Origin of the sequence: uncultured Microbacterium sp. (assembly GCF_947488465.1) — a bacterium.
In the GTDB taxonomy this organism is placed as follows: domain Bacteria; phylum Actinomycetota; class Actinomycetes; order Actinomycetales; family Microbacteriaceae; genus Microbacterium.
This window is the reverse complement of record NZ_CANKZA010000001.1, coordinates 276,640-290,495: the sequence shown is the minus strand read 5'-3', so window position 1 is coordinate 290,495 and position 13,856 is coordinate 276,640. Positions and strand designations below refer to the sequence as shown.

The 13,856-nt window shown below is 70.2% G+C and carries 7 protein-coding genes; 2 read left to right on the top strand and 5 right to left on the bottom strand.

The annotated features are described in order from the left end of the window. Positions 1 to 21 precede the first annotated feature (21 nt). Positions 22 to 1,140 (bottom strand): S16 family serine protease, encoded by a 1,119-nt coding sequence (locus Q0653_RS01340; protein ID WP_298942053.1) that lies wholly within the window; start codon positions 1,138 to 1,140, stop codon positions 22 to 24. A 136-nt stretch (positions 1,141 to 1,276) separates the two neighbouring features. On the opposite strand from Q0653_RS01340, the gene Q0653_RS01335 reads away from it, so the two are divergent. Beyond that, positions 1,277 to 2,698, top strand: a complete 1,422-nt coding sequence (locus Q0653_RS01335; RefSeq protein WP_298942051.1) for a zinc-dependent metalloprotease — start codon at positions 1,277 to 1,279, stop codon at positions 2,696 to 2,698. 760 nt (positions 2,699 to 3,458) lie between these two features. Here Q0653_RS01335 and Q0653_RS01330 read toward each other — a convergent pair. Together Q0653_RS01330 and nudC are read right to left on the bottom strand one after the other, a co-directional pair. Continuing rightward, complete coding sequence (locus Q0653_RS01330; protein ID WP_298942050.1) at positions 3,459 to 5,189, bottom strand: ATP-dependent helicase; 1,731 nt, start codon at positions 5,187 to 5,189, stop codon at positions 3,459 to 3,461. Then, positions 5,186 to 6,106, bottom strand: coding sequence for an NAD(+) diphosphatase (gene nudC / locus Q0653_RS01325; protein ID WP_298942048.1), 921 nt, complete (start codon positions 6,104 to 6,106; stop codon positions 5,186 to 5,188). Before nudC ends, Q0653_RS01330 begins: the two co-directional genes overlap by 4 nt. 82 nt (positions 6,107 to 6,188) lie before the next feature. On the opposite strand from nudC, the gene Q0653_RS01320 reads away from it, so the two are divergent. Further along, a complete protein-coding gene (locus Q0653_RS01320; RefSeq protein WP_298741678.1) occupies positions 6,189 to 7,427 on the top strand; it encodes a phosphotransferase in 1,239 nt (412 codons plus the stop codon). 7 nt (positions 7,428 to 7,434) lie between these two features. Here Q0653_RS01320 and Q0653_RS01315 read toward each other — a convergent pair whose 3' ends face one another. Together Q0653_RS01315 and Q0653_RS01310 are read right to left on the bottom strand one after the other, a co-directional pair. Further along, on the bottom strand, positions 7,435 to 10,743 hold the full coding sequence (locus Q0653_RS01315; protein WP_298942045.1) for an ATP-dependent DNA helicase: 3,309 nt from the start codon (positions 10,741 to 10,743) through the stop codon (positions 7,435 to 7,437). Beyond that, positions 10,740 to 13,829, bottom strand: a complete 3,090-nt coding sequence (locus Q0653_RS01310) for an ATP-dependent DNA helicase (protein ID WP_298942043.1) — start codon at positions 13,827 to 13,829, stop codon at positions 10,740 to 10,742. Before Q0653_RS01310 ends, Q0653_RS01315 begins: the two co-directional genes overlap by 4 nt. Between the last annotated feature and the right edge of the window lie 27 nt (positions 13,830 to 13,856).

Sequence of the window (13,856 nt, the reverse complement as noted above, 5' to 3'; positions counted from 1 at the left end):
GGCCGTGTACGACCGGACGCGCTAGCGACAGGTGGGCAGGGAAGCGAGATCGCCGTCGTCGCGGATCGCGCGTAGGACCGCGAGCGAATCATCCAACGTGGCGACCGAGAACACCTGCAGACCGGACGGAATATGACCGATGACCTCCCCGCAGTTGCTCTCCGGTGCCAAGAAGAAGTCGGCCCCGGCATCCACCGCGCCGTACATCTTCTGCCGGACACCGCCGATCGCCCCGATCGTGCCGCCGGCATCGATCGTGCCGGTGCCGGCAACGTTCTCTCCCCCGTTGAGCTCCCCCGGAGTGAGGGTGTCGATGATCCCCAGGGCGAACATCTGGCCGGCGCTGGGTCCGCCGACGTTGTCGAGCTGGATGGTCACGTCGATCGGGAAGTCGTAGTCGTGCATCGTCGAGATCCCCACGAGCCACACCGTCTCGCCGTCGACAGTCGACTGCGTCGGCGTCACCGTTTCCGTCACTGTCTCCCCATCGCGGTCGACCGTCAGCTCGACCGGTGCGCCGTCGCCGGCGTTGATGATCGTGCGCAGTTCTTCGGTCTCGGTCAGCGGAGTGCCGTTCGCGGCACGGATGATGTCGTCGGGTTCAAGGATTCCCTGCGCGGCCGAGTCCTCGGTGAGCGAATAGACCCGCACCATCGCGTTCACGTCGTAGCCGAGTTCGGTGAGCGCGGCAGCAGTCGCCTCCTTCTGCGAGTCGACCATCATGACCGCACTCTCCTCATTGCGCTCATCCGTGCTCTGTCCCTCGGGAAAGACATCGTCGAGCGGAATCACCGCGCGCGACGTATCGAACCATGCCAGGGCGAGCTCGAACCACGACGGCGTGCGGTCACGGTTACCCACGACCTGAACAGTCAGAAGATCCAGCGCCCCGGCGGTCTCGAACGTCTCGGCACCGTCGATACTGATGAGCGGGACTTCCTCGCCGCCACTCGTGGCGACCGTGCCGAGCGTGTTGAAGACCGGGCCGGGCTGCTGGATGACGAACGAGCTCGGCAGGAACGTCAGGCCCAGCAGCGCGACGAGGGCGACCGTCAGGGCCCAGATACCGGCGACGGTCGACCGGGGAAGCTGCCGGCGCGGGGCGGGAACGATCGTCGTGTTCTCGTCGAACAGTGCCACGGAGGAGCCTTCCTGGCCGGCCGTTCGCGACCGGCGTACACGGGAGATCCTCTATCAGGCCAGATCCGGGCCAGGGCGAGAGGACGTGCGACTAGCGTAGAGCGCGACGAGTTCTGCCCGCTGAAAGGCGCCTGATATGGCTGATGACAATCTCGACCGACCCGATGGCGAGTCTCCCGAAGACCAGTTCGCCGAGATGCTCCGCAACCTCCTCGGCGGGGGTGCCGAGGGTCTGGACGCGAGCCGCCTGGAGGCGCTGTCCGGCCTCGGCGTGGACCCCGCGATGCTTCAGCAGATGATGCAGCAGATGCAGGCGGCCTTCGCCGGCGGTGGTGACGGCGGTATCGACTGGTCTGCAGCGAAGACGGGGGCGCTGCACCTCGCCAACAAGGACGGGCTGGGCATCACGTCCGGCAATCGCCAGGACTTCGATCAGGCCTTCAGCCTCGCGACCCTCTGGCTGAGCGAGGCGACCACGATCTCCGACCTGCCCCAGCCGCCGCGCGCCATCACGCGCGGCCAATGGGTCGAGGCGACCCTGCCGGTGTGGCAGGAGCTGGCGGAGCCTGTCGCAGACTCGATCGCCGGGGCGTTGACCGCCGCGATCGATGACCACACTCCGGAAGACATGAAGAGCATGATCGCCGGTGCCGGGCAATTCATGCGCCGAATCGGCGGATCTCTGTTCGCGGCACAGCTGGGGGCGGTTATCGGCCGACTGTCGCTCGAGGTGGTCTCCGGCGGTGACGTCGGCATCCCGATCATGCCGGACGGCGAAGCCGTGATCCTGCCGCAGAACTTCGCCGATTTCGGTCGAGACCTGGAGGTCGACGGCGACCAGCTGGCGCTGTATCTCGCGACGCGCGAACTCGCCCACGCCCGCCTGTTCCGCCACGCGCGGTGGCTGCGCCTGCACGTGATCTCGCAGGTGACGGAATTCGCGCGCGGCATCCACGTCGATACCAGCGCCCTCGAGGACCTCGCTTCGCGATTCGATCCGTCTTCTCCCGACGAATTGCGCGCAGCGCTCGAGTCGGGCGCGCTGCTCCCGCAGCGCACGGCGGAGCAGGATGCGGCCCTCAGCCGCCTCGAGAACCTGCTCGCCACGATCGAAGGCTGGGTGGACGTCGTCACCGCCGATGCGACCGCACGTCTCCCGGAGGCGGCGAAGATCGCCGAAGCGGTGCGGCGTCGTCGCGCGGTCGGCGGCCCGGCCGAGCAGGCGATGGGATCGCTCGTCGGCTTGGAGCTGCGCCCGAGGCGCCTCCGCGAGGCCGCGGCGATGTGGCGCGCCGTCACCGACGCGGTGGGCACCGCCGACCGCGACAGCCTGTGGGACTACCCCGATCTCATGCCGGATGCCGCCGACATCGATGACCCGGGCGCTCTTGTGGCGCGCCTGCAAGCCCGGGCCCGCGGCGAACAGCCCGAACGCGACGCCTTCGACGACGCCCTCGATGCCCTCCTGAACGAGGCCGATCGCGGCCCACGCCCCGGGGCGGCGCTGTCGGAGGGGCCGGGCGATGCGGACGGCCCTGAGGAGCCGCGTCCGGTGTGAGTTCCGGGGGACTGTGGATAGTCGGCGTCTCGCGGACGGGAACCGCGGCACAATCGGCACATGCTCCGGCTGGCTCCCTCGCACGCACCGCTCTGGCGCACGCCGTCGAGCCTGCAGCTGGGGGCCGAACCCGGCATCCGTGTGGACGATGTCACGCCCTGGCAGGAGAGTCTGCTCTCGGCTCTGCACGACGGCATCCCCGATGCGATGCTCCTCCCGCTGGCCACGGTCGCCGGGGCTCCCGCCGACGCCGCGGCCGCGTTCGTTGCCCGCATCTCCCCCGCACTGATAGCGGGCGCGCGGCCGCGTCTGCGGGTGCGCGTGGAACTCCCCGCTGACGTCGATGCGGCCGACGCCGCGGCGCTCGCCGGAGCTCTCGACGTCGGCGGGGTGGAGGTCGTGGCCACGACGCGATGGGCGGAGCCGGAGCCGGATCCGGCGGTGCCGGTGATTCTCGTGGCCTACCGCCTGGTCGACCCGCGCCGCGCCGCCACACTGATGGCCCGCGATGTACCGCACCTTCCCCTCGAGCTCGCCGGCGACCGCGTCACGGTCGGACCCTTCGTGATCCCCGGCGTCACCCCATGTCTGGCGTGTGCCCACGCGCATCGACGTGACGCCGACCCCAGTTGGCCCCTGCTGGCGGCGCAAATGCTCGAACGTGGTCCCGTGCGCACCGACCAGGCGCTGCTGTGGGAGGCCGGCATCCTGGCGGGACGCCTGCTGGCCCCGGCTGCGCCGCAGACGGCGTCAGTCACCGTCAGCGCCGCGAACGTCCGCCGGAGCTGGCACGGGCACCGGACGCACGCAACGTGCTGGTGCCGATCTCCTGAAGGAATCGCGACATCTGGCGAGGTCGAGTTCCACTCGCCTGCGACCACGACAGCGACAACGTGCGACCGGCCCGCGTGATGCCCACGTAGGCGAGACGCCGTTCCTCATCGACCTGTTCGAACGTCGTCGCGTACGAGATCGGCAGCAAACCCTCGCTCATGCCGACGAGGTGGACGTGCTCCCATTCGAGGCCCTTGGCCGCGTGCAGCGTCGCGAGCGTCACGGTGCGCAGCGTCGGCTCGTGCTGGCTTTTCGCGCGAGCGAGCAGTTCGTCTGTGAAGACGCGCAGGGACGTGCCCGCCGGCGCCTCCTCCGCGAGGCGCAAGACTGCCGCACGCGCTTCCCACGCATCCCGGAGAGCGCCACCGGCCGGCGGCGGTTCATCCGTGAGCCCCAGGGAACGCAGCACATCTCGGACAGCCGCCACGAAGGTCGTCTCCAACGGAGCTACCGATGCACCCCGCAACGCCATGACCGCCTGCCGCACCTCGGGAAGGTCGAAGAACCGCTTGCCTCCGAGAACCGACGCCGCGATCCCGCGTACCGCCAGCGCCGCCAAGAGCGGTGCGGACTGCGCATTGGCGCGGTACAGAACCGCGATGTCCTGCGCGCGTGTCCCGGAACTCAGCTGTGCGGCAATCAGGGCCGCAACCCCCTCCGCTTCGGCCGTGTCGTCCGGGTAGGCCGTGACGCTCGGCTGCGGTGACGGGCCGCGCGAACCGTCAGGGAGAGCGGAGGGCTCGAGCACGAGCGCACCGGGGCGCCCCCGCATGAGCTCGTTGGCGACGGCGAGCACCGCAGCATCCGACCGGTAGTTGCGTTCGAGGCGCACGATCTGCGCGTTGTCGTACCGGTCGGCGAAATCGAGCAGGTACCGCGGATCGGCCCCCGCGAAAGAGTAGATCGTCTGGCTCGCGTCGCCGACGACACAGAGATCCTGTCGGTCTCCCAGCCACAGGTCGAGCAGGCGCGCCTGCACCGGCGAGACGTCCTGGTACTCATCGACCGTCAGGTGCCGGTACTGCTCGTGCACCGCCGCCGCCACGCGAGGCTCGGCCTCCACCATTCCCGCGCACGCCAGCAGCACGTCTTCGAAGTCGAGTTGACGCCGCTCGTCCTTGACCTTCTCGTACGCTCCCTGGAGGTCGACGAGGGCCTGCACGTCCAGGCCGGGAAGTCCCGTCGGATGCGCGGCGGCGTCGCGCTCGATCGAGAGCATCCGGACTTTCCGTGCCTCGATGCGCCCGGCCACATCGCGCAGTGTCGGAGCATCGAGCCGCAGTCCCAGACTGTCGGCGGCCTGCCCGAGCACCCGTACCTTGTTGTCGATGATGGCGGGGGCCACATCGCCCGCCAACTGCGGCCAGAAGAAGTTCAGTTGTGCCAGCGCCGTCGCGTGAAACGTGCGGGCGGCGACGCCGTCGACCCCGAGCGCGCGGAGGCGACCGCGCATTTCACCAGCGGCCTTGGTCGTGAAGGTGACCGCCATGACACGACCCGGGGAGTACGCGCCGGTGTCGACGCCGTGCGCGATGCGGTGGGTGATGACCCGGGTCTTGCCGGTGCCGGCACCCGCGAGCACACAGACCGGCCCGCGGAGCAGCGACGCTGCCTCGCGCTGCTGGTCATCCAGACCCGCGAGCGCGCGATCGTTCACGCCGGGTACTCCACCCAGTCGAGGATGAGTCGACGGGCGATGGATGCCGTCCCGGGCAACGCGAAGTCGGCCTCTCCGGCCAGGGCCGCCGTGAGCTCGGTGCGCGAGAACCACCGAACGTCGACGATTTCCTCTCCGTCGGGACGGGCCGCCGCATCGTCGACCGCGGACGCGTGGAAGCCCAACATGAGCGAGCGCGGGTACGGCCAGGCCTGCGACCCCCGGTAGCGGATGCCGTCGACCGTGACGCCGGCCTCTTCATGCACCTCGCGGATGATCGTCGCTTCGGCGGACTCTCCGGCTTCCACGAAACCCGCGAACGTCGAATAGACGTTGCGGTCCTTCCACATCGCGTTCTTCCCGAGGAGCAGTCGGGAGCCGTCGGCTGAGGCGACCGCGACGATGACGGCCGGGTCGGTGCGTGGGAAGTGGGCGCGCCCGCAGTCGGGACAGCTCCGAGACCAGCCCGCCGTGCGGATGATCGTGCGTCCGCCGCACGCGGGGCAGAACGGAGCGTCGAGCAACCAGCGGCCGAGCGCGACGGCCTCCACCAGAAGGCCCGATTCGACTGGTGAGAGCTCACCACCGACGACCCGCAGACTTCCCCAGTCCTCGGCATCGACGGGGCGTTCGGTTGCGGCCGCGACGGCGGCCACGAGTCGCGCGGAGCCATCGTCATCGCGACCCAAGAACGCCCACTGCGCCCCGTCCGCGATCACCGACGGAGAAACCAGCAAGAGTGCCGACGCGCCCCCGCCGGGCTGCAGCGGGGCCTGGTCGCCGTGCAACGCAACGACTCGCGTCGTCGGATCGGCCCGCAACGCTTCCAGGAGGCCTTCGTGCGTGCGTTCGTCGGCTGCCCGATCAATCGTCGCGCGCGCTAACGCCGGAAGTCGGAGATCGTCCGGGGGTGTCATCGCGAACCTCTCTCACCAGGCACGGTGCGAATGCCGGGCGTGGCACGGATACTTCACGCCGCCGCGCGCCTACCCTGGGGTCATGGCACGCTCACCCCTCACTCTAGCCGCGTCGGTGACATCCGCTCTGCCCCGCGCGACCGTGGTCGGCGTCGGTCCGCTGACCGAGGGCACGACCGGTCGCTACGACAGCGCGATCGCGACGCTCGACGACGGACGACGCGTCGTCGTGCGCGTCCCCACCGACCGAGACGCCGATGTCGCGCTTCGCGCCGAGGCCCACGCGCTGAAGGCGCTCACCGCTGGCGTGCGCGGCGTGCTTCCCTTCGGCGCGCCCGACGTGCTCGGCGAGACCGCTGTCGACGGCGTACATGCGGTCGTCCAGACTCTCCTCCCCGGCTATCGCGTCGACGCGATGCACGTGCCCGCCGGCGCCGGCGTCGCGACCGCACTTGCCGCGGCGATCGCGCGCGTCCACGACCTGCCGGTGACGGTCATCCGCGATGCGGGGCTTCCCGTTCAGACCGCCGCCCAGGTACGCGATGACGCCGAACGGCTCCTCGACCGCGCCGAGGCGACCGGACATCTCCCCTTCGGACTGCTCCGCCGTTGGAGTACGGCACTCGGATCCGAAGCGCTCTGGCGGTTCGAGACGACCGTCACCCTCGGCGGGGTCGACCCGGCATCCTTCGTCCTGCAAGACGATGACGACGGCGCACCGCACGTGACCGGACTGCTCTCCTGGGGCGGGCTGAGCGTGGGCGACCCCGCAGTCGATCTGCGCTGGACGTCCTCGGCGCCCGATGCCCGCGGGGATGTCGTCGACACGTACACCCGCCTGTCGCACCGCGCGCCCGATGGACTGCTCGTGGCGCGGGCCCGCCTGCATGCCGAGCTGGAGTTCGCGAAGTGGCTCGTCCACGGACACTCTGCCGGCGCGGAATCGGTCGTCGCCGACGCGGTCGCGTTGCTGACGGCGCTGGACGAAAGTGTCCAGGACGAACCGCCGCTCGCGCACGAGACCGTCTCGGTCGACGACGCGATCGCGGTTCTCGGTCGGGTTCCCGCGACGACGGGTGACCTCGGACATATCTCGATGGAGACCGACGCGTTCGACGCAGAGTCGCTCGCGTCGTTCAGCGCGGAAGAGCTGGATGCTGCGGGTATCCCCACCACACCGATCGACATGTCGGACTGGGCGCCGCTGCGCGGCGACAGCGGCGACCTTGCCGCCGTGCGCGACGCAAGCGACGATCACACCGATGACGACCCCGACGCCGCTGCCCGCAACGCGCTCCGGCGCTGGACCGACTCCGCCTGAGCGCGCCTCAGTCGCGAATGATGACGTCGTCCGCGACGTAGTAGAGCACCACGTCGATCTGCTCACGCGGAACTCCGCTGCGCTCGTGATAGGCGCGACGATACAGGCGCAGCTGCAGGAGGCGATCCTCCCGTTCGCGGGCCGTTCGCGGCGGGCGCCCGGTCTTCCAGTCGACGATCTCGATCCGCTCCCCCCGCCGGTAAACGGCATCGAGCTTGCAGATGGCGACGTGCGGGCGCCCGTCGTCGAGAAGATCGTCGAGTGCGACGTCGATCTCGACCTCCACCTCGATCGGGGCGAGCGTCGCCCACTCTGAGGCGAGGAATCGAGCCTTGAGATCGTCGAGTGCATGTGCGTCGGCATCGGGACCGCCGGCCTGGTCTTCGTCGATTTCCCAGAGGGCGTCATCGGCCGACGTGCCCGCGCCGGTCAGACCCGACCGTTCCTCGACCCACGCGTGAAACAGTGTGCCGAGACGGGTTTGGCGGTACGGGCGTTCGGGCAGCGGACGGGCGATCGCCTGCACGGTCCCGGCGTAGTCGCTGACGAAGTCCTTATAGCGCGAGGCCGGCACGCGCACCGGCGCGACGGCCCGCACCCCCGTGGCCCGCTCAGCGCGTTCGGCGAGCAGGAGGATGAGATCACGGGATGCCGGTGCGGGCGGCCCCTCCGCTGCCGCCCGGACGCGGGCCGCGGCCGCCGTGACGGCGGCTCGGCGCGCTCCGAGCGGATCGATCGGCCACGACAACAGCCGGCTCTGATCGAGGTACGGGTCCTCGCCCGTATCAGCGACATCGAGCGGAAGCGCGAGCGCCTCGGCGACCTCGACGAGGAACGGACTCGGCCCCCGAGGGGTCTTCGTCCCGGCCCACGCCGATCCGCTCAGCAGGAGGTGGTCACGAGCCCGAGTGACAGCGACGTACGCGAGGCGTCTCTCCTCATCGAGTTGTCGGTCTTTCAGTGCGGTCGCGAAGTCGGCGAGAGCGGCGCGAAGATCCTGCTGGGTGGGTGCTTCGTCCTCTTCCCACGCCAGTCGGGGCAGCCACGCGCGGTCGCCGCGGAACGGATACGGCAGCACCCCGAACCGGAGCCAGCCGAGACCTTCGCGAGGCTTGGCGGGCAACTCGTCCTCAACGACGCGCACGACCGCCACGGCATCCCATTCGAGACCCTTCGACCCATGGATCGTCAACAGCTGCACGACATCGTCTTCGGGCGGCTCGGTGCGAGGTGCGAACTCGTCCATGCGCTCCGCCCGATCCAGCCACGCGAGCACGGCGGGCAGTGAGCCGCTCTCATCCGCCGCGAGAAAGCCGTGCAGCTCGTCGACGAAAGCGCGCAGCTGATCACCCGCGACCCGCGCCGGTCCGCGTGCGTCGTTGGCTGCCAACTCGATGTCGAGGCGAAGTTCGACCTCGATCAGCCGCACGAGATCCGGCACCGGGATGCCGGCGGCGCGCCGCAGGCCAGCGAAGACCGCCGCCGCTTCCCGCAGGCGCGCACGCGCTCCGGCGGTGAACTCGGTCAGCCAGCCGTGATCGTCGCTCTGCCGACCGACGAAGTCGAGGGCGTCGACCAGGGAGGCGCTGTCCTCGCCGGCACTGCGCAGGTGCGCGAGGACGTCGGCATCCAACGTGTGCAGCGTCGCGTCGCTGCGCCCGATGCGTCGCGCGAGCGCCGCAAGCGCGCGAAGATCGGGAAGGCCGATCCCCCAGCGCGGACCGCTCAGGAGACGGATGAGCGCAGATCCCGCCCGTGGGTCGCTGCTGACGCGCAGCGCGGCGACGACATCGACGACTTCCGGAGTGGACAGCAGTCCGCCGAGACCCAAGATGCGGTGCGGGATGCCGCGGCGAGCGAGCGCATCGGCGAAGCGCACCATGTGCTTCTTCGCACGGAAGAGGATCGCGCCGGTCGTGGGAGCGCCGCCGCGGGCGCGCTCCGTTCTGACCTCGGCGAACCACTCGGCCACCCGCTCTGCTTCGCCGTCGACGTCACTCTCGAACGTGACCGTGACGTCTCCTGCGGGCGCCGCGGGCCGTGGCCGGAGCGCGTCGACCCGCACGGGCGCGCGCGGAGCCAGCGGAGCCAGGACAGCGTTGGCGGCACCCAGCACGCGCCCGCTGTTGCGCCAACTCGTCACGAGAGAGAAATTCTCCGCGACGCCGGATGCCGCAAACGCCCCCGCGAACCCCCCGAGGTTGCCGGCGCTCGCGCCACGCCAGCCATAGATGGACTGGTGTGGATCGCCGACGGCCATCACCGCCGAGTCGGCGAACAGCGCCGCCAGCAAGTCGCTTTGCACCACCGACGTGTCTTGGTACTCGTCGAGAAGAACGACGCGATAGCGCTCGCGCACCTCGACGGCCACCGCCGGGTGTGCCCGTACGATCTGCAGGGCCCCGGCGACCTGATCGGAGAAGTCGATGACGCCGCGCCGACGCTTCTGCGCGTTGTATTCGCGCGCCAGAGTCGTGAGCACTTCGAGCCCGCCGACGGCGACGAGCGCCTTCTCGACGTCGGCGTAGACCGTCGTGCCCTTGCGGGTCGACGGGCGCTCCCGCACCTGAGCGAGGCGTGACGGCAGCGCGGCGATCTCGTCGAGGTCGGCAAGATTGTCGACGCCGTCGCGGGCGATCCGCAGGGCCGCATCGATGATGGTGGAGGGTCGATACGTGATCGTCTCGAGCCGCGGGTCGTCGGAGGAATGGACGACACTGCGCATGAGCAGCCAGGCGGCGGACTCACTGAGGATGACCGATTCTGCATCGCGCCCGATGCGAACCGCGTTTTCCCGCACGAGCTGGTCGGCGAAGCTGTTGTAGGTCGCCACCGTCGGACGGTGCAGCAGCGCGTCCGGGTCGGCCGGGTGAGGCGCTCTTCCCTCGGCGAGCGCGTCGAGCGCGGCCCGGCGCGCGACGTCGGCGGCCACGCCGGTCATCTCGCGCTCGATGCGACCGAACATGTCCAGTCGACCGTCGCGATAGCCCTGTTCGATCACCGGCAACAGCCCCCGTTGCTCGAACTCCGCCAGCCGGTTCAGGCGACGTTGGATACGTTCGGCGAGCTCCCCCGCCGCTTTGCGGGTGAAGGTGAGCCCGAGAACTTCGTCGCGCCGGACAAGACCGTTCGCGACGAGCCAGACAACCCGCCCCGACATCGTTTCGGTCTTCCCGCTACCCGCGCCCGCCACGACGAGGGCGGGGGTGAGTGGCGCCGCGATCACCGCGGACTGCTCGGCGGTCGGGGGAAACTGCCCGAGCGCGGCGGCGATCGCCTCGGGCGAGATCAGCGTCGTCGTCTGCGCCGTCGTCATGAGCGACTCACCGGCCCGATCGTGTGGATGCGGCACAGCGCGTGCGTGTGGTCGTCCCGGCAGTGCGCCTCGTAGGGCGCAAGGAACTCCCGTCCGCCCATGACCCGCACCGCGTCCCCGATCCGCTCGACGAACGCCGTGCGCCGTTCGTCGTCGAAGGGGTCCTGGAGCGGCGTCGCGTAGACGCCTCCGCGATTCTGCTTCAGAACGAGGAGCTTGGCCCCACCGGACGGATGACCCGTCGCTGCCGGAATCGCCCCCTGCTCGAAAGCGAGCTGATAGGCGCTGAGTTGGGGGTTCTCTGCGGCGGCGGTCGCACTCGTGGACTGGGTGCGGCCGGTCTTCAGGTCGACGATGACCACGGTCCCTTCGGCGGTCAGCTCGACCCGGTCGATCGTGCCGCTGATGAGGGAGGGCATCGCGGCGCCGTCCACCGGCACGCTCAGTTCGAATCGAGGCTCTGCTCCCAACAGTGTCGTGCCGGCGTGTTGCGCGTCGCGGAGATAGCGACTCAGTCGCGCAACCAGATCTCGCGCGCGGGTGCGCTCGGCGCGCTCGATCCACACCGCCTCGAACTCGAGCTCCGACCACCGACTCTCGACCGTGCGCCAAAGGTCGGCTTCGTCTGCTCCTTCAGCGTGCTCGAGCGCGGCATGGATCAGTGTGCCGAGGCCGGCCCCGACGCTGCCCGCATCCCCGCCGAGGTCACCGATCACCCAGTTCAACGGGCACACGTCGATCGCCTCGAGCTTCGACGGCGACACGCGCGCCTGTTCCCGCGAGAGATCGATGAGCGGGCCTTCCGACGTCCGCGGAGCGATGCCGTACCACTCCTGCGGATCGGCGCCGGCGACGCCAGCCTCGGCGAGGAGAGCCAGTTGACCGGCCGCGTCGGCGCGTGCAGTCGCCGATGCGCGCACGTCCGTGAGCGCACGTCGGTACTGGGCCACAAGTCCGCGCAAAGAGAGCGGATGCTCGGCACTGCGTGGTGCCGGTTCGACCGGCGGGAGGAATTCGAAGAGCACACTCGGTCCCGTATCGTCGTCGTCGACCGCCGTCACGACCACGCGCGACTGCGCGCGCGAGACGGCACGTACGAACAGACGCAACTCGTCGTGGAGAACGCCGCGTCGCAGGTCCAGTGCATCGGCGGGCTGGTCATCCCCGGCCGTCGCCAGACGCCACGTCTCCAACAGGCCTCCGCGTGGGCGGAGATTCGGCCAGACGCCGTCCTGCACTCCGGCGATCACGACGGTGTCGAACTCGCCGCCGAGCGCGCCGGCGGGAGTGAGCACGGACACGACACCGGTCGGCAGGGGCGCACTGAGGCGATCCTCGGCGACATCAGAAGCGAGGACACCGCGGAGGAATGCGATCGGTGCCGTGCCGTCCTCACGCTCGCCGTGCCGTTTAGCGGCTTGGAAGAGCGCGACGACGGCATCGAGGTCACGCCCCGCTTGATCGGCCAGCGGGCCGTGGCCGGCTGCCGCCTCGCGCCACGAACGCTCGCGTCCCGACCGTTCCCAGGTCGTCCACAGCAGTTCGTGCGCGGTGGCGCCCTCGGCGATCTGTGCCCGCAGCATGGTCACCGTCTCCGCGATGCGGGCAGCGCGTCGTCCTTCGCGCGTGTCGAGCAGCTCGAACTCGAGCGGATGCCGGAGCCCCGACGCCAACAGGTCCCTGGCCGAGGGGACGGGTCGGTCTTCATCCGTGTGTTGCCGGAGGGCATCATGGCGCAGCGCCGTGCGGAGCCTGCGCAACTCGATGCCGTCGAGTCCACCGTGGCGGAGCGCCTCCGCGGGCTCATCGTCCTGCCACTCGTCACGGGCCGCCAGATCGATCAGGAGCAACAACTCCCGCACGGCACGTGTGTCCCCGAGCGTGCGCCCCTGCCCGCTTGCCGTCGTCGGCACGTCACGCGCGGAGAGTTCGGCCTCCAGAGCGAGGACCTGGCGACTGTCGTGCGCGATCACGGCGCAGCCCTCCCAGGGCACCCCGTCGTGGACATGACGCTCCCGCAGCAGCCGCGCGATCGTGTCCAGTTCCTCCCCCGCCGAGCGCAACGCAAAGGCTCGGACCGACCCATCCGGCTCCGCAGCCTCGGGGGGCCGACGGTGCGAGACCACTCCGACCGCGCCGATACGACTGGTGACCTGTGCGGCGAGATCGCGAAGCGCGGGGGTTCCCCGGTGGGGCGCACCCAACACGTGCAGCGGGAGACCGCGCGCCAACCGGGCGAAGTTCTGCGGCGTCGCGCCGCGGAACGACCCGGAGCCGACATCGGGGTCGCCGAACGCCAGCACCGCCATCCCACGCGCACGACAGGCTTCGAGCAGTTCGACACCACCGAGGGTGAGTTCTTGCGCGTCGTCCACGATCAGTACGCGCAGCGTCGCCAGTGCGCCGGGTGTGCCCGGCCCCGCCGTGCGCGCGAGGCCCACTCCTTCGCGCACGAGCCCGGCAGCGTCGCGGTGCGCGCCGCGCATGTCGGCGCGCACCGCGCGGTACTCCGCAGCAAACGTCGCCAGCGACGCCCAGATCTCGCGGTCTTCGCGCTCCGCGAGCGCGTCGAGAGCGGCGGGTTCGATCCCCAAGGTCGTGCATTCCGCCAGGAAGGCACGCACCTCCGTGCGGAACCCTCGAGTGGCGCGGATGTCGGGGGTGAGCCACGTGGGCCACCGCCCGGCGATCCCGGCGATCTCGTCGTCGGCATCACCGTCGAGGAGGTCCTGCACGATGCGGTCCTCGTCCGGTCCCGTGAGCAGTTGTGGCGGTTCGAGCCCGGCCGACACGGCGTGCGCACGCACAAGTTGATAGGCGAATGCTGCGACCGATCGCGCCAGCGGGCCCGGGGTTGCCACCCGCACGCGGAGGGCGAGACGATCACGCAGCACCGTCGCCGCCTGACGCGTGGGCGTGAGCACGAGGATCTCCTCGGGCCGCACGTCGCGCGCAAGCAACGCCGCGACCCGCTCGATGATCGCCGTCGTCTTGCCGCTCCCGGGCGCTCCCACCACCACGCCGGATGCCGTGACGTCCAGATCGATCACCGTCTGTTGCGCGGAGTCGGGCTGCACCGAAGACATGCTTCCACGCTAACCGGCCGCGCCGAC